The sequence below is a fragment of the Pseudoalteromonas sp. APC 3358 genome (assembly GCF_030408075.1).
Taxonomy (GTDB): domain Bacteria; phylum Pseudomonadota; class Gammaproteobacteria; order Enterobacterales; family Alteromonadaceae; genus Pseudoalteromonas; species Pseudoalteromonas arctica.
On sequence record NZ_JASDCE010000001.1, the window covers coordinates 453620 to 475565 of the forward strand.

The window sequence follows — 21946 nt, forward strand, 5'->3', positions numbered from 1 at the left end:
TTACTGAAAACAAGGAGATACAATGCCAACGTTTACAGGCGAGCAAGCAACACAATACGATAGCCGTATAACCCGTTTAGTTCCTGGTTATGAATTATTACATCAGCTCACCAACGCACAGCTAAAAGCAACGCTAAGCGATAATGCGCATATTTTAGTAGTAGGGGCAGGCACAGGCAAAGAAGTACTTGCACTGGCTGCATTAAACCCTACATGGCAATTTACCGCGCAAGATACATCAGCCGATATGCTTGCTATCGCGAAGCAGCAATTTGATGAGCAAGGCATAGCAAGCCGCGTTAATATTCATAACGGACCTGTTAATAAATTATCGGTTAAAGCCGATGCCGTTTTATGTTTATTGGTAATGCATTTTGTACAAGATAATGGCGATAAAAAAGAGTTACTAAAAGCGATTAAAGGAAGCCTTAAAAAAGACGCCAACCTTTATATTGCAGATCTAATGCGCCCTGAAACTTCATTTGAGCGCGAAGCCCAGCTTACAACGTGCGCGCAATTGGGTTTAACCGAAACAGGTAAAACACAAACAGGGCACGACTTAGAAAATGAGTTTTACCCGCTTGATAGAATGCGCTTTAGCGAACTGCTAAATGAGTGCAAATTTGGCATTCCGAAGCTGTATTTTAAAGCGCTAGGTTTTAGTGGGTATGTAGTTTAAGTTTTACAAGCTGAACAAGCACCCGCTATTTGGCACCAATAAAAACACCGAGTGAACAAACTCGGTGTTTTTATATAACCCTCTCTACACCACGCTTTTATTTTATACGTAGGTCGGTTAAGCGAAGCGCCACCCGACGGGCTAATGTTAATATTACTCAGATTGTTGTTATATCAGTCCGCACCTAATCGGTCTAACCTGATGAACTTTTTATTATTCAATATGACCAGATAATAGAATTATTTTTTGGTAGTCTTCCCACATCCAATAATTAAAATTATCATCATTAAAATAACTTATCATTTTTGAAATTGCTGATTCTAAGCTCTGATGATTTGTTGACTTCACTTTTGAAAAGTTACTTGATTCAACAATAAGCATAGTCTGCGGGTGTCCAAACTCTGTAACTCTTCCGCCAGTAGAATGGCACTTAAGAGCTTGAGTAATTGTTACACAGTTAAACATACTCTCAATCAAATCTTTAATAGGGCGCTCAATTGCAACTGAAAAATAAGCTTTTTCTGCATTCGTTCTTTCAACTTGCTCTACTTTGTCTAAATGCTGCTCTATTAACCCAAGCATAAGTACAACTGTGTTTATTAAAGTTTCCGATGATTTTCGTTGATTTACCGCATAATCTAAGCTTACAAAAAATCTATTTAATATTTGTTCAATACCCCTTAGCTCAATTTTGTTATTTTCAAATAAGCTCGCAAACACACTTAGATTGATAGTTTGATCATCAATAAATGGATAAAGAAGTACTTTCTTATTTTTATATTTATCAAAATCTAAATTTTTCGAAGTTAAGTAATTCATCATAGACACTTGGGGTAAGGTGATTTTTCGGTCAAAAAATCGACGTAAATAAAGTTGTGCGTCAAAGTCAATCCTATATATTGACTTCACTGAATGTTCTAGGACTTCTGTATTTGTAGCAACTAAAAAGGTAAACCCCTCTGTTTCAAAAAAGTGCTTAATAACCTCCAAAATTTCGATAGCATAATTTGGACGGCACCTATCTAGTTCATCGATCAAAATAACTATTGGTATATTCAACGCATAAATGATTTCAATTAGTTCAGATAAATAGGTTAAATATTCTTTTATATCTTTAACTGCCTGAATAGATTCTATATGGTTTTTTTGAATCGTTTCAGTGTACTTCTGAAATTGCTTAGAGTCGTTTAAGTCCGGTGTAACCTCTACAATTTTAGAGATAGCTTTCACCCCTGAAATTAAAGAGGGATCCCCCGTAAAAGCTGTCGCTGGCTCAGCGTACTTTAAGCATATACCTAACTTACTTTTTAACTTATTAAATATGTTTTTTGCTTTCCCGATCTCGACAGCTTTTCCGGTGGGATCCTTTTCCTTAAAAACATACTCAATTTGCTGTAATAATTCACTGCAAATAACAGCAAGAGGATTATTTGAAAAGTCACTTTCCCAAACATCAATGTATACAACAGGATGGTTACGTTGAGCAAGCTCTACATACAAGCGTCTAATAAATTCTGTTTTACCAGAGCCATAAATACCATTCAGATTGAGCACCCGGCTTTCTGAAGTTAAAAACTGGGCTATGAACTGACCATATTCTTTTCTATTCGTTTTACATGTATTCCAATTATACGTGTCTTTCCATTGATTAAACTTGCTAGCGTGATTTGAAACATCCATATATTTTTCCGTATATTTTTAAATAGTATCTATAGCTTACAAAAAACCTAACCAATCTCTCCAAGCGCTTTCATTGCAGCTTGTGCTTTATCTGTTTGTACAAAAATATGGTCGTGATAAAACGCAGCGACCACATTAGCACTTATATTATGCTCAGTCAGCTTTGCAGATACCGCAGCCGTTAACCCAACGGCCTCTAAGCTTGAATGTACGTTAAGGGTAATTAAATTATATTTACCCTCGTAAGTAATACCTGCTTTATCGGCAGTTTCAGCTTTTAAAATAAGGGTTAGCCCTTCTTCTTCAACATAAGTGGCAAGTGGCTCTAAATGAACATAATCAGCCAATTTCCCTGCCAAACAACAAAAAATATACTCGCCTTGCTTAAGCGCAGGCTGCATTGATTTTAATAATTCGTTTAACTCTAAAATTCCGGCCATGGTAGTTCCTTACAATGTGTTATTTTTTTAGCTGCGCGACTAGCTCGCTTAATCTCGCAATTTTTATATTACTTAATTGCCTGTAATCAAAATATGGGCACACAATAATGTTGTTACTGGTGTCTATTGCAAACTCGTCGTCGAGCCAATCAAATTGTGCATGTAACTTACCTTGTTGTAATAAGTTTTTAGCGTGCGTACGCCCAGCAATTATATGTAGCTGGTTTTTATTGCTAGTAGCTTTATCTGCACACGTAATAGTAATGTTGGGCGCGCTAAATAGCAGGGCGGTTTTACTGTTTTTTTGCAGTAAAAACTCATCGCGATATTGTTGCCAAGTAGGGGCTTGTTTAGCAAATGAATAATGCTCACTTGGCAGGGAAAATAGCACTTTGGCGTAAACGTTAAATACCTTACGCCAACCATTACCACAGTGCTGGTTTATGGTATTTATTTGCTCATTTATAACCGGTTCTAGGCATTCAAGTGTTTCAAAAAACGGCATTGGCGGCGCTTTTGCTACGTATACCGCCACGCTAAATTGCGTATCACCTAAGCCAACTAATTGGGTATTCAAGTTAGTTAGCCTTGTTTTGCGCTAAAATACGGTCGAGGTTATTTGCAAAGTTTTGGCGATCGGTTTGGCTAAGTGGCGGTGGCCCACCACTCATTTCTACGCCACTTGAGCGCATGGTATCCATAAAGTCGCGCACGTTAAGTATTGAGCGGATATTCTCGGTGGTATAAAGCTCGCCACGCGGGTTGAGTGCTTGCCCGCCGTTATCAATTACTTCACTTGCTAGCGGAATATCGCCAGTAATAACTAAATCGCCTTTTTCAATACGTTTTACTATTTCGTCGTCGGCTACATCAAACCCCGACGATACTTGAACGCGGCTTATGTATTTTGACGGCGGAATACGCATTGCGTGATTAGCCACTAAAATAGTCTCGATTTTCATACGCTCTGCAGCTCTAAAAAGTATTTCTTTTATAACAACAGGACACGCGTCTGCATCTACCCAAATTTTCATGCTATGGTCATTTTTATTGCTTTAGAATTAATATGATCCTATAGCAATTTTTTTTAATCGGCTAGCAAACTTTATATCCATCTATATTTAGATAATACGTACTATTTATGTAATTTAAAAAGGAGCTTACATGAAGGCTATTAAATACGGTTTACTTATTACAGGGCTATTTTTTCTTAGTGCTTGCACCAGCCCTCCTGAGGGAATAACACCCGTTAAAAACTTTGATATACAAAAATATAAAGGCAAATGGTTTGAAATAGCGCGGCTCAATCACTCATTCGAAGAAGGTATGGAGCAAGTTACCGCTACTTATTCAATTAACGACGACGGCACAGTAAAGGTCCTTAACAAAGGGTATTTAACGGATGATAAAAAATGGGATGACGCCGAAGGCTTGGCCAAGTTTGTTGAGGGCACTGACACCGGGCATTTTAAAGTTTCGTTTTTTGGTCCATTTTATGGCGCTTACGTGATTTTTGAACTTGACCAACCCGATTATCAATATGCATTTATAACCAGTTACAACAAAGATTACTTGTGGTTTTTATCGCGTACACCAACGGTTAGCAAAGAGCTTAAAGAACACTTTTTAACTAAAGCTAAAGAGTTGGGCTTTGCTACCGATGAAATAATTTGGGTTAAGCAATAAACAATGTAAAGCCCCTTTACAGTAGTAATAAAAGAGTCACCTAACTGTAAAGTAACTTAAATATATTATGGTTATATTGTGTGTACTTGCCGTGAGACAGCAAGTATTGGAAACACTGAATATCCCCTATTGTTGGCAAGCTATATAGCTTGCCATTTTTTTTGCCTAATCTATGGGAAAGTAACGGATCACGTTTTTACTAACTAAGGCTAGTTTAATGCTAAAAACAACCCACTTAGTACAACTAACACGCTATTTAAAACACTAAACCACTTTACGTAGCCTACTAAAAAATTATAAAAAACCATTATAATTAAGACACTTAGGCTCATAAAACCGCAAAATAGTAATGTTCCATATCCACCTTGAGTAACTATACAAAGCACCAAGCTTAGTAAAATACTGATCCAAGCTGCTAATAGCAGCTTTTTACGTTGGGATTCTGTAGGGCGTTTTTTAAATACATCTTTAAAATGATTATACTTAGCCAGCGCAAAACAGTTAAAACTGAGCAGACATAGGCTGAACCCAAGTAAATCAATCATGGTTTTTGCCTTTTAAGGTTATTAGATTGACTAGGGCTGATTATTTTTGAGTTGTTTTTAGCAGTACGTAATTTTTCGGTTTGTATAAAAAATAATATACTAAATAACAAAAACAGTGCATCAAAAGTAAATAAAGCCCACTGTTTGTGCATCAAATAGCTAACTATATTACCGTTAGTTGTAAGTGCATTAATAACCGGTACGCTTAAACATGCAACAGCATTTATAGCTGCCATAACTCGCCATTGCAGTGTGTCGCGCTTTATAAGTGCTAAAAGAGCAACCGCTAGCCATGTTAAAAAGAACGCGAGTATTTCTTTATCGGCGCGCTCTGCGGTAGTTGGGCTAAGTAGTCTGTTAGCAATAAAAAATGCACACGTTGCCAGTGGAAGTCCCATAATAGTGGCTAGGTTTAACCCTTCAACTAGTTTTAAACCAAACGAAGGTTTAACGTTATTTTTAGTTCGCTCGCGAATTCGCTTAGCCCACATAATACAGCCAGAGCCAATCATTACACAGCCTGCAATACCGCCTAATACGTATAACCAGCGCAACAACCACGTAGCTAAACGCCCCGTATGCATTGAATTAAGCGACTCGTAAAGCGCTTTGCTGCTAGTTAGCTCGTCATCAGTTTTAGCAACCATTTGCCCTGTAGCACCACTAAATATTAAGCGTGGTGCTTGGTCACGCAGTGTTTTACCTGCGCTTACCAATACGGTAATTGTTGAAGCTGCCATATTTGGTTGGTTAACTTGTACGCGAGTAATATCTGCATGAGGCCACTTAGTATAAACCTGATCCAAAATGCTTTGAATCGGCACCATTGATGATTCGCCTTGGACTTTATCGGTCATGGTGTTGCGAGGGGTTACATCGTTAAAAAAGCCACGCATGCCGTCATCGTAAGACGTTTGCGCAGGGTAGGGAAACAACATAAATATGAGCGTAATCATGCCCGTGTAAGTAATCATTAAATGAAAAGGCAGGGCAAGCACAGAGCTTAAATTGTGGGCATCTAACCACGTACGGCTACCTTTATTACGTCTAAAACTAAACATATCTTTAAAAATACGCTTATGAATAACCACACCCGATATAATGGCAATTAGCATAAAAAAGCTGGCAAAGCATACAATCCAGCGTGCGGTTATTGCATCCATGTAATGTAAATCATAATGCAACCGATAAAAAAAGTTACCACCTTTAGTATCTACAAAGGGCTCAAGCTCTTTCATGGTATTAGGGTTTAACTGTGTGTTTTTAAACTGGCTGCGGCGCTGGTCTGGCTCTTTTGGCTTTGCATAACCATAAATTAAATAAGGAATACGCGGCTCAGGTAATGTAATACGCCAGCTTGATGAGTTAGCTCCATGGTTAGCTAAGTAATCGAACCCTGTAATTATTTGTTGTTTTTGCGCTTCTATACGCTGTGTTTGGGCTTGTACATTATGTATGGCAGGTTGATTCCACAGCGTTATTTCGTCTCTAAAAAAGCTAAGTGTTCCTGCAAAAAATATTAAATATAATAACCAACAAACGAGTAACCCTACCCAAGTGTGTAACCAAGTCATCGATCTGAAAAAGCTGTCTTTCATACCCAACCCTTTAGTAATACAAGCAATCCGATAAACGCACCTGTACTTAGTAAAATACTGATCCAAACTTTTCTTAATGATTTAACGCTAAAGGCATAAATAAATACTACGGCATAAATTAAAATGCTGATTGAAACACTAAACAGTACAGCGTCTTGCTTAGCTATTGGCAATACAAAACTTAATAACGCAGTACTTGCAGAGGTAAAGGCATAGCCACCAATTATGGCAATAAAAAAACGTAAAAATACCAAAACTCGATAACTGCTTACGCTTTTTACTATAAGCGCAATTACGTTAACCTTATCGAATGGCGCACTGTGCAAAGGTGCCTGCATAGTTAATTAATCCCTTTATTTAAAGCTGAGGATAAAACAAAGGCGCTATTATATATGTTACAAATACAAAAGATAGCTATTCTCATTTGTGATGTTTAACTTTTAAGTAAATTATGCTTACTTACTTAATTACTTAGTAAAATACTGATCTGTTATTGTTTAATGATATTGCACAGGCTGTATGTAAAGCTTAAGGTTAATAAACTGAGTAAAAATAAAGAGTGAAATAACGATGAGCGATCACGAAAAACTAAATTACGTTGAGTTTCCTGCATGTGACTTACCCGCAACTAAGGCCTTTTTTAGTCATGTATTTAATTGGCAGTTTACTGACTACGGCCCAGAATACACGGCATTTAGTGGGGAGGGGTTAGATGGTGGGATTTTTCAGGCTCCATTAAAATCACTAACTCAGCATGGGGCAGTATTACTTATTTTTTATAGCGACGACATACACGCAACCTTTAAAAAAGTAGAGACATTTGGCGGAGTAATATTAAAACCTATTTTTGAGTTTCCTGGCGGTTGTCGGTTTCACTTTACAGAACCAAGTGGTAACGAATTTGCGGTATGGGCGAAAGAACACTAGGTACTATAAGGGCTGTAGGGCATTTAGGCTTAAAGATCAGGATTTTACTAACTAATCGCCATTTTAGATAAAATAAACCGATTTTTTACCAACTCATTTATCCTAAATGGCCATTTAGGATAAAAATTAAGCATTTAAGGCCAAATAAACATGAATAGTCACCAATTAATAGACCAAGTTAGTAAATGCGTGATCTGTGATCCTCATTTACCTTTAGGGGCTCGACCTGTAATACAATTTAACCCAAACGCACGTATTTTAATCGCAGGCCAAGCACCGGGTATAAAAGTTCACGAAACAGGCGTGCCGTTTAACGATGCAAGCGGAAACCGCCTACGAGAATGGCTTGGGCTAACAAGGGACGAATTTTACGATGCTAATAATATAGCCATTTTACCTATGGGCTTTTGCTACCCGGGTAGGGGTAAGTCGGGTGATTTACCACCGAGAAAAGAATGTGCCCCAGCATGGCGCGAGCAATTATTGGCTGCACTACCAAATATTGAGCTGACAATAGTGCTTGGTAAATACGCGCAGGCGTATCATTTACCGGAGACTAAAAAAATGCCACTTACGGAGTTAGTAAAATCGTGGCGTGAGTATTGGCCAAATTATTTAGTGCTTCCACACCCCAGTCCGCGTAATAATATATGGCTTAAAAAGAATCCATGGTTTGAGCAAGATGTACTTCCGGAACTGGGTAAACGCATTGCTACTATTTTAAATAAGTAATGCTTCTAGCTATTGCAAAGAGGCGTTACAGTTAACTTAAAAATTAACACTCCAATTAAAAACAATAACAAACGAGGCCGTCTAATTTGAATGCATCTATATTAACTGAAGTAATACTTCCGCTCGCCCTTGCACTTATTATGTTTGGTATGGGTCTTGGGCTCACAACAAACGATTTTACTCGTCTATTTAAAAGCCCGCTTGCCATTGTTATGGGTTTAATAGGTCAACTTGTAGCAATGCCTTTATTAGCATTAGGGCTGTGTTATTTACTTAACCTACCAACGCCTATCGCTATTGGTTTAATGATATTAGCTGCCTGCCCCGGCGGTACTATGTCAAATGTAGTAAGCCAGCTTGCTAAAGCTAATTTAGCGCTTTCGGTAAGTTTAACCGCTGCCTCTACCGCAATTAGTATAATAACCACACCGTTCATTATTGGCTTTGCTATGAGTCAGTTTGCCCCAGCAGACGATGCTACTTTCTCTATTTTAACTACTTCATTAGGGCTATTTTTTATTACCTTAGTGCCAGTTGCTATAGGCATTTGGTTACGTCATTTTAAAAGTGATTTTGCCATTAAAGCAGAGCCGTTTTTTAGACGCTTCTCGTTGTTTTTTATGCTTATGATGATTGCCGCACTAGTAATAAAAGAGCGCGATTTATTAGTTAGCTCATTTAACGATGTATTTTGGGCGTGCATAGCGCTTAATATTGGTTCAATGGTTGTTGGTTGGTTAATTGCTAAGTGCTCAAAATTAAATTTAACTGATTCGTTGACGCTTTCAATTGAGGTTGGAATTCAAAATGCATCGTTAGCTATTTTAATTGCTATTAGCTTTTTGAATAAACCAGAATACGCGGTTACCGGTGGCGTGTATGGCCTTGCTATGTTTATAGGGCCACTGCTATTAATTGGCGGGTTAAAGCTTAAAAATAAACGTACCGCTAGGGCTGTTAACTAGGACTTTTAATTAGGGCATGTTGACCAAGTTACTTTAATTTATGGCTGCGGATAACGTAGCCGTAAACTCCAGTCTAAAAATACCACCTGTTAAATGTATGCTCTGCACCCATCGCGTCAACAAGTGTAGGCTCACAAAAGACTATCAAGCTTGAATATTGCACTAGGCGCTGAGCTTGTTTGCGCGAGGAGTGAAGCTTCTAATTACTAGGGCGCATTTTAGGATGGGATAAGAGTGTAAGTAATATGGGGTAAAAAAGCAGTTAATTATTTGGTTACTAAAACTGCGCCTCAAATATGAGGCGCTACTTTAAAACTTACTATTTGGTTTGCATGTTTTTAGCGCGTTCTTCTGCATCTATTAATGCTTGCGATTTTGGCGCGCGTTTTTTCTCTTCTATTGTGGGCTTTTCAGTTGAGTCAGGATCCCAGCTTGAGTCTAACGACAAGTTAGCAAATGGATTGTTACTGTCCGCTTTTTTAGGCTCAATTACTGGCTCATCAACTAGCTGTGTTGTTTGTGCTTGCTCAGGTATCGCGTCTTCTTTTTTAGGCATCGGCTTTTCACCAGGTAATGGTGCATCTGGGTTAAATGTACGCACCTCTGGTTCTTTAAAGTCTTGCTCGGTTGTATACGTAGTCGATTGAGCGTCAGATATTTGCTCTGGAGCGTGTAAATCTATAACCGGCTCACTCGCTGTTACTGGCTCAGGAGTAGTAATAACCGGCTCTACAGTGTTATGTTCAGCTTCTATTGGCGCAGGCTCCGTTACTTGCGCTGTATAGTGCTTACGTTGTTTTTTTACTGGCTTTGCATCTGGGTCAAAGTCGCGTACCTCTGGCTCATTAAAGCTGCTGGCATTTTTAATGCGCTCTAAGGTTGTTTTGGCGGCGGCTTCAAACTCGGCGGTATTAGGTTCAGGTTTTTGTTTTACTTCGTTAAACGTAGCGGTACTTGTTTGCTCTAAAGTATCTGCTGGCTCCATTTGTGCAGACTCAATTTCACTTGTTTGCGATGGAGTAACTACGTTGTTTTGCTCATCTGAGATCTGCGCTGTGTTAGTAGGTTCCACTGACTCTTCATTTGTCGCTACGCTGCTCTCAACTGCTTTATTATTTTGAGTTGCTTCGTTAATGACGACAGGCTCAATCTTTGGCTCTTTTGTTGTTTGTACTGGCTTTGTTGCTTTAATTTCAGGTTTAGCTGGCGTAGCAATTTTTTCTGATTTAACTTCAGGTGGAGCCGCTATAGTCGGTTTTGCCATCGCTTTACTTTGTTTTGCACGGCGCAGGCGCACGACTACCATAACGCCAATAAGTACCACTATAACAAGTATTAAAGTGGGTAAAAGTAACGAGCTTGGGCTTTGTGCTACAGGTTGCGGCGCAATTACTGGCGCTGGTTTAGTTAACACCGGTGCTGGTTTTACAGGTACAGACTTTTCAGGCGTAGGTTGAACGTTTTGCTCTGGCGTCGCCGGTTTTACTTGCTCTATTGCGGCTTCGCTTTTTTGCTCTGTAACTACTTGCTCGGGTGCTGCTTTTGTTGGCTCTGCATCAATTACTATTTCGTTACTGTTGGTATTTAGCTGATCGTTTATTTGTTGTTTTTGATCATTAGTTAAATTAAGGGTTTGCTCGTTGATGCTTTCTTTAACAGCTTTTTCAGTAGGTTTAATTACAGGGGCAGGTTCAACAATTTTAGGTTGTGGCTGAGTAATAATAGTCGGCTCAGGCTCTATTATTTGGGGCTTAGGTTGTGCTTGAATTTCTTTTGGCTTATTACAGTTATTTTTGTAATCACGCGCAGCTTTACGATATTTTTGACTCGCTTTATTATTACTATTTTGCTGCATTTCTTGTTTAATTAAAATGCACATAGCTTCGTTGTATGCAGCACTTTGCGCACTATAAAATAAGGCAAAGCAAAGGGTAAATCTAATTAGTTTTGATATCATGAAGTTATGCGCGCTTAAATATTAATAGTTTGATTTTAAGCGCAAAATTAAAAATTATCCAGAGTAATACAACTAATCAATAACCATAAGGCTGCGATATTCATCGTAAGCAAATTGGTCGGTCATACCGCTTATATAATCTTGGATTAATCTACAACGATAATAAAACTCGTATGCCGCAAAGTGATCGGGCTCTTCTTGCATCGCATCTATTGCGTGTTGGTAACTATTTAAGTGCTTTTTAGAGAGCTTTTTAACAAGTCGCGACTCTATTAATAAACGTGAATCGCCATTTAGTGCACGCTTAAAGTCATCCTTGTTTAGTAGCAGTAATGGTTTATAGCAATCGAGCAAACCATTAATTATGCGATACCCTTGTAGCTCTAATTTTTCGACTTCTTTGTTTGAAAATACATGCTCAAGCGCTACCTGCTTTAGTGTTTTAGTTACTGCATGTAGATGGCTTCTATCTTCTAAAAGCGCTTGGTTAAAATCGCCATGATAAATAGGTTCTATATTTTCGATAAAGCGTTTTGCGGCGTGATTTACTAGCGGATGTAGCAATGCAACCCGCAGGTATATAAAAAATTCACTATTAAAATTATAGGGTTGTGCTTGTGCACGCTCTAGTGCGTAGTCTACGGCTTTGTCTACAAAATTTTGATGTTGAGCGTCGTCGATTAATAGATTTATTAATACTTTTTTGTAACTACTTTTAAGTTTTTCGCACAGCAACTCAGTGCTTATTATGTCTTTTTCTACGGCGTCTTCTATGTCGGCTAGGCAATACGAAATGTCGTCGGCGGCTTCCATTATGTAACTTGCAGGATGGCGGCAGTAAGGCTCAATAGTGAGCTCTTTTTGTAGCGCTTCAACAAAGTTTTTTTCGCTGTAGTAGTAACCTACTTTTTTCATTAAATAGTTTTTATTTTGCGGAATGTCTTTTACATCAAGCCCAGCAGGGCGAGTGTATTTTAAAATACCAGCACTTTGGCTGTAGGTTAAATTAAGCGTTTGCAAAGAATGAATTATACGTATGCCTTGGGCGTTGCCCTCAAAGTTACAAATATCAAGCGCAAGGTGTTTAAAAACAACACCTATACCGGTGTTTGGTTCTTTACAGCGCTCGGGTGTTACGCTTGCTAGGTTGTTATTAAACCAGTGGTTAATAGCCGCTTCGCCAAAATGCCCAAACGGTGGGTTGCCTATGTCGTGCATTAGGCAGGCCATTTCTACTAGGCTTTCTAGCGGGCGCTCTAGCTCGGTTAAGCCGTAATCTTTTTGTTGCTCGTAGCTTAAATTAGCAAAAATACGTTGCACTATAAAACGACCAACCTGTTGTACCTCAAGCGAGTGGGTAAGGCGAGAGCGTACAGCTGCGTTGCGCTCAAGCGGAAACACTTGTGTTTTTTGCTGCAGCCTGCGAATAGCGGCACTGTTAATAATACGTCCACGGTCGCTTTCTAGCGCCATCTGTAAGTTTGCTGTGGTGCGGTACATACGCGCTGGCGTTATTTTTTTACTAAAATCTATGGTCATCTTTATACTTGTCCTTTTTTACAATTGATGACTGGCATAGTTTTTAGCACATAGTCATTTGTCTTTAATATACAGGGTTTAATCTATCAGTTTGTATCATAAAGTAACAACTTGCTTTAAAATAATTTTTTGAGTAATTGTTGTGCATTTATAGGTGTTTATAATGAAACAGTGGATTTTAAAGGCAGTATCAATTTGCCTAATGTTAGGAATGAACAGCGCATTTGCTGCAAAAGAGCAAACTGTGGTGCTTGTATCAATTGATGGCCTGCGTTGGGATTATATTGAAAAACACGGCGCGCCAAATTTAAAAGCAATGGCCGAGCGCGGTGTTCGCGCACAAAAACTAATACCTGTTTATCCAACTAAAACGTTTCCTAATCATATTTCTATTATTACGGGCTTACTGCCAGTAAACCATGGCATTGTTGATAATAGCTTTTGTGATAAAGCGCGTAAAAACGACTGTTACAGCATGGGCAAAGCATTGGGCGATAGCACATGGGTAAAGGGTATTCCGCTTTGGAATTTAGCAAAAATGCAGGGGCTTAAATCGGCTACTTATTTTTGGCCTGAGTCAGATGCATTATTTAACGGCATGACACCAGATTACTTTTATCACTATTCTAAATACAGCGATTACCAAAGCCGTGTTGATCAAATTATTCAGTGGTTAAGCTTACCAAAAGCACAGCGCCCACGTTTTATTGCGAGTTACTTTTCGCTAGTTGACAGCATGGGCCATGAATTTGGGCCAGACGCACCACAAACGCGTGATGCAGTTAAACAGCTTGATGAATTAATGGGGCAATTACAAACTCGCTTAAGTAAATTAGAGCAAGAGGTAAACTTAGTTATTGTGTCGGATCACGGTATGACGAGTATAGATCCAGATAAAAGCATTGATGTAACCACACTGCCTCAAGATGAAAACTTTTTAGTTAAAAATACAGGCCCACGTTTACTTATTTATACCCAACCGGATGCTAAAAACGCTGATATTGAAGGTTACAAAGCACGTTTACGAGATGCGTCAAACGGTCGTTATACAGTATTAACTGACGAGCAATTAGCAGCGTATCATTACAATAAAGGCACTCGCGTAGGCGATATTGTGGTGCAAACTACAGCGCCAGCGGTATTTACCAATGGTAAAAAACCAACCTATTTAGGGACTCACGGTTATGCATATACCGAGGATATGGCAGCATCATTTATTGCTGTAGGCCCTGCATTTAAACAAGGTATAAGCCTTAAAGAAGTAAATAACCTTGATATTTACCCAGTACTTGCAAAAGTGATGGGACTTAAATTGTTAAACAAAGTAGATGGCAATGGTAAAACATTAATGCCAGCAATTAAGCAAAAAATCGTTGTGCATTAGCTTAATCTAAAAGAGCGCGTAAGCGCTCTGCAGGGAAGAACATGTTAAAACTATAAAGTGGGCTATTTAGCCCACTTTTTTATTGGGCAGCTTATTTAAAGTTAGCAATACTTGTTTTTGTAGCAGTAACTGTGCGAATTGCATGCGCTTGGTTTGTAATACCAAATGCAATACCGTTTACGCTCCAGCCAGGGTTAGAGAAGTAATCGTACTGAGTAGCGCTACCGTAAACGTGCGGGTAAGCCATTATACTTGCAAACTCGTTTTGTACGCCGTGACCCATGCCATCTACATATACACCGCCAGACGTATCACCTTGTTTGCGTGAATGCGCTAAACCTTGGTTATGACCAAGTTCGTGTACAAATGTAGTTGCACCACAATCAATTGCAGTGATTGAGTACATACGGCTGCTCATTGAGCTGTATAGATTGCCATTAGTGCCTTGGCCAACCCATGCTAAACCACATGAAATAAGCCCATTGCCAGCACTTTGACCAGTACCTAATACGGCAATCATGTCGGCTTTCCAATCGCTGCGTAAACCATCTACGTAGCTGCTATTTGTAACCGAATCTAACCAATCCTCAGACGGCGTTACTGCATAGTCACCTAAGTTTTGTTTGCCAGCTAAGCGTAGTGTTATATCAACGCCATTTTGGCTATATACCTGATTACTAAAAGCAATTAGTTGATTTATTTTAGTGTCAATATTGCTAGTTGCAGCAGCTGATTGGTCGGTATATAAAATACCGATATCGATTGTTTCTGCTTGTGCAACACTTGCTGCACATAATGCCGCAGCCAGTGCGGTTGTTGTGATTACTTTTTTCATTATTGTATTTCCTTACTCTTGTTGTGGTTGGAACTTGTTTTTAACTTGGTTGAGCTCATAAAAAGCAGACACACTAAAGCTGCCTTATAGTGCGGCTTTAGTTGTTTTTTATATTTTGATTATTGGTTAGCCATCAATTTTTGGTGCAAATATATCGATGCTTTTATCTGATTTGGGTTTTGGTGCGGTTACATCATGCTCTATGTGGCTTTTATATAAATCGCGTTTTGCTGCAATCCATCCGTACTTACCTTTACTTTCGAATACATAATTGCCAGAAGGCGCAGTAAATTGACCATATACGGCATCTTTACCTACCGTTAAAACGGTATTATGCATGCGGCCATCAACACCCACTATTTTGCCAAATATGCTCTTATCGCCATTTTCAGACTCAACCACATTAGTCACTTCTGCGGTGAATGTTTCGGCTGTTTGCGGAATAGCTAAATCAAAATTTTCGCCAGTTTCTAAAGCCTGTAAAGAATTTAAATCAAACTCAATGTAGGCTTCGTTATGTAAGTCGGTAGGTAAAACTTTTGCGTTTATAAGCACTTGCTTTGCTTTGTCGGATAGGCGATTTACGGCATCAAATTCTTCAAACGGTAAGCTGTTGTCAGGGGCAACAATAGGTTTAACGGTAATTGGATCTTTACTCATATCAATAGGTGCAGGGGGATGTGTATTGCGCGTTTTTTGTAAATCAATAGGAACAAAATCAATAGCAACAGGCGCGATAGGTTCGCCCGTTTCATCTGCATTAAAAAATAGCCCATAAACTGCAAATGCCGATAATGGTATAGCAATTAGTAAGACGACAGATCTCTTCATTTGTTTCTCTTTTAGTGTTTTTGGTTAACTGTTTGTTACGTTTTATATTATTAAATGGATTAGATCAAGATAATAAATGTAACCGAAAAGAATTAATTCTAAATTTCATAATTCCTTATAAAATATAAGGATATTTATTTTTGGTATGTTTTTCACTCTTTTTAGTATTGGTTTTTTGTAGGGTTTATGCGGCCTTTGGCGCGTTTGTGGGTACTTGTTTGTTTAGTTAAATACAATGGTTAAAAGTGACTTTTTGACGTTAATTACAATGAAAAATAAAAAGTGAATTTTTTTCACTCTTTGTAAACTAATCGCTAATTGCAATGCATTTATCGGGCACGTATGTTGTGTGCTGCATAAATGGCATTACGAGGGATTTATGAAGGTGTCTGATCAGTTGCTTAACCGAATTACAGCAGGGCTTGTGGCTGTAATTATTGGTTTTTCGAGTTCTATTGCATTGATTTATCAGGTGGTGATAACCCTTGGAGGCACACCCGATTTAGTAGCTAGTTGGATTTTAATGCTTGGTTTAGTGATGGGCACAACGTCAATAGGTTTGTCGTACTATTACAAAGTGCCTGTTTTAATTGCGTGGTCTACCACGGGGGCTGCATTACTGATTTCAAGTGCACAAGGGTATAACTTAAACGAGGCTATTGGCGCGTTTATGCTCAGTGCATTGCTCGTTTTTTTGTCGGGGGTGACGGGCTGGTTTGAAAAAATAATGAACCGTATTCCAAGTGAGCTTGCGTGCGCCATGTTGGCCGGCGTACTTGTTACCTTTGGTATTGATGTTTTTAATTTTATGAACGACATGCCTTTAGTGATTGGCTTAATGGTTGTTATGTACTTTATTGGTAAACGCTTTTTTGCCCGCTTTGCTATGTTAAGTGTGCTTATTATAGGTGTACTACTCGCTTGGCAAATGGGCCATATTGATACCAGCGCACTGCACTGGAAAATGAGCGAATTTGCTTATATTGAACCCGTTTTTCACTTGCAAGCATGCATTAGCATAGGTTTACCACTTTATATAGTTACCATGACCTCGCAAAATTTACCGGGTATTGCTGTTTTAAAAGCGCATAAATATAAAGCGCCTATATCTGCGTCTCTTAATGTTACTGGTTTTGTAAATATGCTTAGTGCCCCGTTTGGAGCTTATTCTATTAATTTAGCCGCTATTACTGCTGCTATTTGTATGAGTGATGAAGCGGATGAAAATCATGATAAACGTTATTGGGCAAGTATTGCCGGTGGTGTGTTTTATATTTTAATGGCGCTGTGCGCAGCTACATTAGTTGGCTTGGTAGCAAGTTTACCGCAGGCACTTATTTTAGCTTTGGCGGGCATTGCGCTATTTGGCACCATTGCTAATAGTTTGCAGCAAGCCCTTAGTAGTACTAAATATACGGAGGCCGCAATTGTTACTTTTTTAGTAACAGCATCTAACTTAACATTACTCTCAGTGGGGTCTGCCTTTTGGGGGATTATAGCAGGTGTGCTTACGCTCCTTATCACCCAAAAAGACTAAAAGCTTTATTGTGTACAAAGAGCCGCTGGTGAGTATTCAAAACAAAATTATAGTTTATTTATATCATTAAAATAGCTTAACTAAGCTTATAAAAAAGGCTGCAATTGCAGCCTTTAGTTTTATAAAAAAAGATTTACCTAATCAAAAGTATGATGGCGAGTTACACTAAACCGATTAAGTATATGGTGCATAATATACACAACGCACAGACTTAATATTATAGCCACCGATACCGAGCTAAACCGGTACATTGCGCTATAAACAAGATCTTGGCCTGGTCCGAGTGAGTTCCCAAATAAAATACCAAACGTAGTCAACACACCAAAACCAATACCAGGTATGCCTCCGCCTAAAATATGAAAACGCGCAAAAAGAAACGAAAGTATCCATAAAATAGCCATCGGAAAAAGTAAAAAATCAGAGTGACTATACAAAAATAGTTGCGATAGTAACGCTGCATTACACCCTATAAGCGTTCCAATTGCTCGCTGCCAACCAGCCATACCAGCGGCTTTCCAGCACAATGAAAACAAAATAAGCACAGATGCTGCCTGCGCAGATATTGAGTCTTGTAAATCAAGAACCTGAAAAACCACAAAAGAGAGCGTAGCCACGGTTGAGCATAACAATACCTCATGGCGAATACTTTCTTTTGCTTTAGCTGGCATTACTCGCCCGGGCCTTGCGGTTACATCAGGAAATAGGCCATGCATTAGTGCTCCAATAACAACGGTTAAAAATATAGCCAAACCATTAGTTAAAATTAACGGATAAATACTACTTCCTTCACCAACATAGCTCGAAAAATGTAGCTGAATAGAAAGGCTTATCACGCCTAAAGCGCCAAATAAAAAGGCACTACCGCTACTCATTTGGTAAAATAAAAAGCAGAAAACACCAAACACTAACAATGTCATAACGACTGGCAAGTGAGAAAACAATCCCTGCATTATCAGCACTATAAGCGCGCTAAATGCAGCAGATGCTATAAATTGATTTATAAGCCCACGACTTAACGTAGGTACCATGCCCAATATCAACATAGGATAAACGGTAAAAAATATACCATTAGGCCAGTTCATTAATTTACTAATAGTAAAGCCAAGGGTGCATCCACCTGCAATGCGTAGTGCTTGGCGAAGGCCATTAGAGTCTAATTGTGGGCCTTGGCTAACAATTTGAGTCATAAAGCCTCCATTAATAAATGTAGTGTAACCAGCTAATAAATCTAATTTGTGCAGAGCCAAACCATTGCCCAATTGTCGATTCGGGTAATAATTGTACTGTTGCACGTGACCCGCTTGGCATGTTCGCTATTAAGTCTTGATGATTTACGAGCTTTAAATGAATACGTTGACGCTGTGCATCGCGTACCCAACGATTGCTGGTTTCTGTTGTACTTAGTAAACCATTTGCACTAAGTTGACCGTTGCTAACACCTGCTTCAAATGTTTCTAGTATTGCGTCGTAAACTTCACCTGGGCGGCTATCAAATACTACGCGCGCTTGAGTGCCTTGCTTCATATTTGAGAGTGACTTTTCTCTAAAGTCGGCAACTAAGTCGGCTTTTTTAGCGACAATAGCTAATAATGGGCTACCTGCAACAGCATACGCGCCGTCTAATAATTGTAAGTTAGCAACTACGCCGTCACTTAGTGCACGTACTTGCGTGTAGGATAAATTTAACTCAGCCTGCGCTAACTGGTTAGCAGCATGACGCATAGCTAAGTTTTTATTACCTGAGTCACCTCTAGCTAAAACTGCTTCAGCTAACTGCGCTTCTAGAGCCGCAACATTTGCTTTACTGGCTTCAAAATTAGCACGAATGCTTTCAAGCTCTTGCTCCGATATAGACTTTTGAGTATAGAGTTTTTCGCCTCTGCTTTTTAATAGCTTTTGCTCATGCTGCTTAGCATTTGCGGCACTAATTTGTGCTTCAAGGGCTTTAACATTGGTATCAAGACGCTTGTTTTGTAATTTGGCATCATCAAGCGCGAGTTGAGCTTGCTCTTTGGCTAAATTATATGGGCCTTCATCGATACTAAATAATATATCGCCCGCTTTAACTGATTGGTTATTATTAACTTGCACACTAGTGACTCGGCCACTAATTTGCGGTGATATTTGCACAACAGGGTGGTATACACGTGCCTGTGGTGTCACAGGCAAAACCATATCGGCCACTAAATAGTAAATAAATACTAAGATAAACCCTATGAGAGAAAACCTTACATAGCGTGCAAACTTTTGATCCGGTGTCATTTTTAGCCTTACTTATTAACTTGAATACATTTAAGGGCGTTTTGCTCTATTTTGATCAAACCAAATGCAATGGCATCTAGCTGCTCAACAGATAAACCGCTGTATAACTGATTTTTTATATCGGAAATGGTCTCTTGCAATGAATGTAAAATGGCATCACTTTGCTCAGTAAAATAGAGTCTTTTACTGCGCTTATCATGTTTGTCTACACGGCGAACGATTAACGATTGCTCCTCTAATTGCTTAAGCGTGCGAGTCAGTGAAGGCATTTCTATCCCTAAGCTATTAGCAAGTTCAAGTTGTGTTAGTCCCTCACCACGCATATTTATATGCATTAGTGCGGTCCAGCGCGACTGAGTAAGCCCCAAAGGCTCAACAGCAATGGTTACTGCTTCGCGGCATAAGCGATGAACTCGGCCCATATTACCGATAACTGTTAAATCGAGCGTCTCGTGAAAAGGTTTTTGTGTAGGCATAGCCATCCCAACATAGTTAGCAAGCTAACTATTTTATCATTACTTAGCTTGCTAAGTAAATATGTGTAAGTGCGGGAAGTGGCAAAATATTTGCTAAACCTCACCTGTAAAAAAATGGTGAGGTTTAGGGGATTTTAAAAGTTAAGTAAATTAGCTGGGGAGTATTGATCGGTAAGTACTTTTGTATCTGCAGGCCAATCTTGGCCGTCTTTAGTAAAGTGCATAAGTTGGCTAATCGCTTTTATATCTACACCGTATTTTACTAATTTAGGGGCGAGAGCATTAACACGCGTGTTAATTTGCGCTTCGCTCGGTATTGATTTAAGCCCCGCTAAAATAATACGGTTGCTGCGATTTTCGCGGCTTACATTTATAAAGTCGCCAAATACAGCGTGGTAAGTTGCCGACTCATGCTCATAAAGTTTACTACTTGAAAACGTATTTGCGGCAATAACGCCACCATCGGCTAATACGCTTTGTACTTCTTCAAAAAACTCTTTAGTGAGCAAATGCTCCGGAATATAGTCACCGTTAAACGCATCCAAAATAATCCAATCGTACTTTTGCTTTTTAATAGCGGCGCGCTTTATAAAAATACGGCCATCTTGCACGCTTGATGTCACTAAGTCGTTTTCTATAAAGTTAAAGTAATCGCGTGCAACTTTAGTTACTGCAGGATCTATTTCAACATTATGAATATTTGCAGTGGGGTATAGCTCATGAATAACGTTAGAAAGTGTACCGCCACCCAATCCTATAATAAGTACACTTTTAGGGTTGTCGGTTACTAAAAGGCTCGCAAACGTCAATTTTGTGTAATTAAAAACAAGTTTGTCGGGATTGCTTTTATACATGCAACTTTGGCTTGTTTGGCTACTTTTAGTATTAAATTTAAGGCAACGTAAGTCGCTCGTTTCTTCAACAATAATATTGCGATAAAGCGAGCGTTCTTCATGAATAACGTTACTAAACGCAGAACCTGAAAACACAATTAATGGCAGTAGCAAATATTTAAGCATGAGCAAGCCCCTTATTATTAGCCAAGGTATTAATAGCAATCGCGACTAAACCCAGTGACCCAAGCGTTAAAGCAAAGGCGCTAATAATTGTATTCACGTCAAACGCGAGCACAAAGTAAAACGAGGTAATTATAGTACCCAGGGCACTGCCAAGCGTACTTACAAAGTATAAACGCCCAGCCACTTGGCCGCTTTTATCGCTATCTGTTACCAGTAAGCGCACAGAGTAGGGCGAGATCATGCCTAAAATAACGGTAGGTATAAAAAATAAAGCAGTTGACGCTAAGAGTGAGCCATAGCGGCTATCTTCAATATGGGTAAATATAAATTCCATTATAGGCTGCGAAAATAATGTAATAGGCACAACCATAATGCTGGCAATTAAAAATATTAAACCATATTTGGTAAGGGATGCATTTTTAGTGCTGAGTTTACCACCAAGTAAATACCCAAAAGATAAACTAAGCATAAACACAGTAATTATACTGCCCCAAATATGCACGCTACTGCCAAAAAAGGGGGCAAGAATTCTCCCACCTAAAAGCTCAATGCCCATTATGCAAAAGCCGCTGCAAAAAGCTAAAAAGTAAATTAACGCGTTTGTTTTTATGCTCATGTAATTATCGTTATGTAACTTAAATAGATCACCATACTAACGTGATGCATACAAAGCTGCTAGAGCCTGTTGACCTAAGTTTAATTTAAAAAAGAAGTTTTGTTATAGCGATTTGTTAGTTAGTTGAATTCTGATCTATTTAGCTTGCCTAGGCCCTCGCGATTTAACACTTAAGACGCTTTTTCATTTAAATTAATTTTTTCTTAAGTTTTCTTTAAGTTTCACTCGTTAAGTTTAA

General features: G+C 38.9%; 23 protein-coding genes. 7 read left to right on the forward strand and 16 right to left on the reverse strand.

All coding sequences use genetic code 11. From position 1 onward, the window contains the following. Positions 1-22: 22 nt before the first annotated feature. Entirely contained in the window at positions 23-679 is a 657-nt protein-coding gene (locus QL995_RS01980; protein ID WP_010552879.1) for a class I SAM-dependent methyltransferase, read from the forward strand. 213 nt (positions 680-892) lie between these two features. Here the strand turns inward: QL995_RS01980 and QL995_RS01985 are convergent, their stop codons facing one another. Genes QL995_RS01985 through QL995_RS02000 form a run of 4 tightly spaced genes read right to left on the reverse strand, consistent with a single transcriptional unit; the run spans position 893 to position 3833 of the window. Beyond that, positions 893-2359, reverse strand: a complete 1467-nt coding sequence (locus tag QL995_RS01985; RefSeq protein WP_290292168.1) for a P-loop NTPase fold protein — start codon at positions 2357-2359, stop codon at positions 893-895. 47 nt (positions 2360-2406) lie between these two features. Continuing rightward, a complete protein-coding gene (locus tag QL995_RS01990; RefSeq protein WP_197121120.1) occupies positions 2407-2799 on the reverse strand; it encodes an ACT domain-containing protein in 393 nt (130 codons plus the stop codon). 19 nt (positions 2800-2818) lie between these two features. Next, on the reverse strand, positions 2819-3376 hold the full coding sequence (locus QL995_RS01995; RefSeq protein ID WP_290292172.1) for a hypothetical protein: 558 nt from the start codon (positions 3374-3376) through the stop codon (positions 2819-2821). Position 3377: 1 nt separating this feature from the next. Further along, positions 3378-3833 carry a YaiI/YqxD family protein gene (locus QL995_RS02000; RefSeq protein ID WP_007376692.1) on the reverse strand — a complete coding sequence of 152 codons (456 nt, stop codon included), beginning with the start codon at positions 3831-3833 and terminating at the stop codon, positions 3378-3380. A gap of 130 nt (positions 3834-3963) precedes the next feature. Here QL995_RS02000 and QL995_RS02005 point away from each other — a divergent pair, with 130 nt between their 5' ends. Continuing rightward, on the forward strand, positions 3964-4485 hold the full coding sequence (locus QL995_RS02005) for a lipocalin family protein (protein WP_007583597.1): 522 nt from the start codon (positions 3964-3966) through the stop codon (positions 4483-4485). 209 nt (positions 4486-4694) lie between these two features. Here QL995_RS02005 and QL995_RS02010 read toward each other — a convergent pair whose 3' ends face one another. The 3 genes from QL995_RS02010 to QL995_RS02020 are packed head-to-tail and all read right to left on the reverse strand — an operon-like array spanning position 4695 to position 6966. Beyond that, positions 4695-5030, reverse strand: coding sequence for a DUF3325 domain-containing protein (locus QL995_RS02010; RefSeq protein ID WP_007583595.1), 336 nt, complete (start codon positions 5028-5030; stop codon positions 4695-4697). After that, positions 5027-6628 (reverse strand): PepSY-associated TM helix domain-containing protein, encoded by a 1602-nt coding sequence (locus tag QL995_RS02015; protein WP_290292179.1) that lies wholly within the window; start codon positions 6626-6628, stop codon positions 5027-5029. The genes QL995_RS02010 and QL995_RS02015 overlap by 4 nt, the downstream gene beginning before the upstream one ends. Then, a complete protein-coding gene (locus QL995_RS02020) occupies positions 6625-6966 on the reverse strand; it encodes a hypothetical protein (RefSeq protein ID WP_007583591.1) in 342 nt (113 codons plus the stop codon). Before QL995_RS02020 ends, QL995_RS02015 begins: the two co-directional genes overlap by 4 nt. 232 nt (positions 6967-7198) lie before the next feature. Here QL995_RS02020 and QL995_RS02025 point away from each other — a divergent pair, with 232 nt between their 5' ends. The 3 genes from QL995_RS02025 to QL995_RS02035 all read left to right on the forward strand — a co-directional run bounded on the left by QL995_RS02025 (position 7199) and on the right by QL995_RS02035 (position 9252). Then, positions 7199-7555, forward strand: a complete 357-nt coding sequence (locus QL995_RS02025; RefSeq protein WP_290292183.1) for a VOC family protein — start codon at positions 7199-7201, stop codon at positions 7553-7555. A gap of 150 nt (positions 7556-7705) precedes the next feature. Next, complete coding sequence (locus QL995_RS02030; RefSeq protein ID WP_024591552.1) at positions 7706-8287, forward strand: uracil-DNA glycosylase family protein; 582 nt, start codon at positions 7706-7708, stop codon at positions 8285-8287. A gap of 86 nt (positions 8288-8373) precedes the next feature. Then, on the forward strand, positions 8374-9252 hold the full coding sequence (locus tag QL995_RS02035; RefSeq protein ID WP_024591551.1) for a bile acid:sodium symporter family protein: 879 nt from the start codon (positions 8374-8376) through the stop codon (positions 9250-9252). 319 nt (positions 9253-9571) lie between these two features. On the opposite strand, the gene QL995_RS02040 is transcribed toward QL995_RS02035, so the two are convergent. Both QL995_RS02040 and dgt read right to left on the reverse strand, forming a co-directional pair. Beyond that, positions 9572-11209: a cell surface protein gene (locus QL995_RS02040; protein WP_290292188.1), complete on the reverse strand. Its 1638-nt coding sequence runs from the start codon at positions 11207-11209 to the stop codon at positions 9572-9574. Between the two features lie 72 nt (positions 11210-11281). Beyond that, positions 11282-12748 (reverse strand): dGTPase, encoded by a 1467-nt coding sequence (gene dgt / locus QL995_RS02045; RefSeq protein ID WP_197192602.1) that lies wholly within the window; start codon positions 12746-12748, stop codon positions 11282-11284. A gap of 163 nt (positions 12749-12911) precedes the next feature. Here dgt and QL995_RS02050 point away from each other — a divergent pair, with 163 nt between their 5' ends. Beyond that, complete coding sequence (locus QL995_RS02050; protein WP_290292197.1) at positions 12912-14132, forward strand: ectonucleotide pyrophosphatase/phosphodiesterase; 1221 nt, start codon at positions 12912-12914, stop codon at positions 14130-14132. Positions 14133-14223: 91 nt separating this feature from the next. Here the strand turns inward: QL995_RS02050 and QL995_RS02055 are convergent, their stop codons facing one another. After that, a complete protein-coding gene (locus QL995_RS02055) occupies positions 14224-14967 on the reverse strand; it encodes a zinc-dependent metalloprotease family protein (RefSeq protein WP_007583576.1) in 744 nt (247 codons plus the stop codon). 126 nt (positions 14968-15093) lie between these two features. Further along, entirely contained in the window at positions 15094-15798 is a 705-nt protein-coding gene (locus tag QL995_RS02060) for a hypothetical protein (protein WP_010555212.1), read from the reverse strand. Between the two features lie 379 nt (positions 15799-16177). Here QL995_RS02060 and QL995_RS02065 point away from each other — a divergent pair, with 379 nt between their 5' ends. Beyond that, positions 16178-17335 (forward strand): benzoate/H(+) symporter BenE family transporter, encoded by a 1158-nt coding sequence (locus tag QL995_RS02065; protein ID WP_290292203.1) that lies wholly within the window; start codon positions 16178-16180, stop codon positions 17333-17335. A gap of 137 nt (positions 17336-17472) precedes the next feature. Here the strand turns inward: QL995_RS02065 and QL995_RS02070 are convergent, their stop codons facing one another. The 5 genes from QL995_RS02070 to QL995_RS02090 all read right to left on the reverse strand — a co-directional run bounded on the left by QL995_RS02070 (position 17473) and on the right by QL995_RS02090 (position 21708). After that, entirely contained in the window at positions 17473-18522 is a 1050-nt protein-coding gene (locus QL995_RS02070) for a DUF2955 domain-containing protein (protein WP_282114135.1), read from the reverse strand. A 10-nt stretch (positions 18523-18532) separates the two neighbouring features. Then, complete coding sequence (locus QL995_RS02075) at positions 18533-19597, reverse strand: HlyD family secretion protein (protein ID WP_024591513.1); 1065 nt, start codon at positions 19595-19597, stop codon at positions 18533-18535. 8 nt (positions 19598-19605) lie between these two features. After that, on the reverse strand, positions 19606-20073 hold the full coding sequence (locus tag QL995_RS02080; protein ID WP_007583567.1) for a MarR family transcriptional regulator: 468 nt from the start codon (positions 20071-20073) through the stop codon (positions 19606-19608). 134 nt (positions 20074-20207) lie between these two features. Further along, positions 20208-21092, reverse strand: a complete 885-nt coding sequence (locus tag QL995_RS02085; protein WP_121953523.1) for a fused MFS/spermidine synthase — start codon at positions 21090-21092, stop codon at positions 20208-20210. Further along, complete coding sequence (locus QL995_RS02090) at positions 21085-21708, reverse strand: fused MFS/spermidine synthase (RefSeq protein WP_010555216.1); 624 nt, start codon at positions 21706-21708, stop codon at positions 21085-21087. The genes QL995_RS02085 and QL995_RS02090 overlap by 8 nt, the downstream gene beginning before the upstream one ends. Positions 21709-21946: the final 238 nt, after the last annotated feature.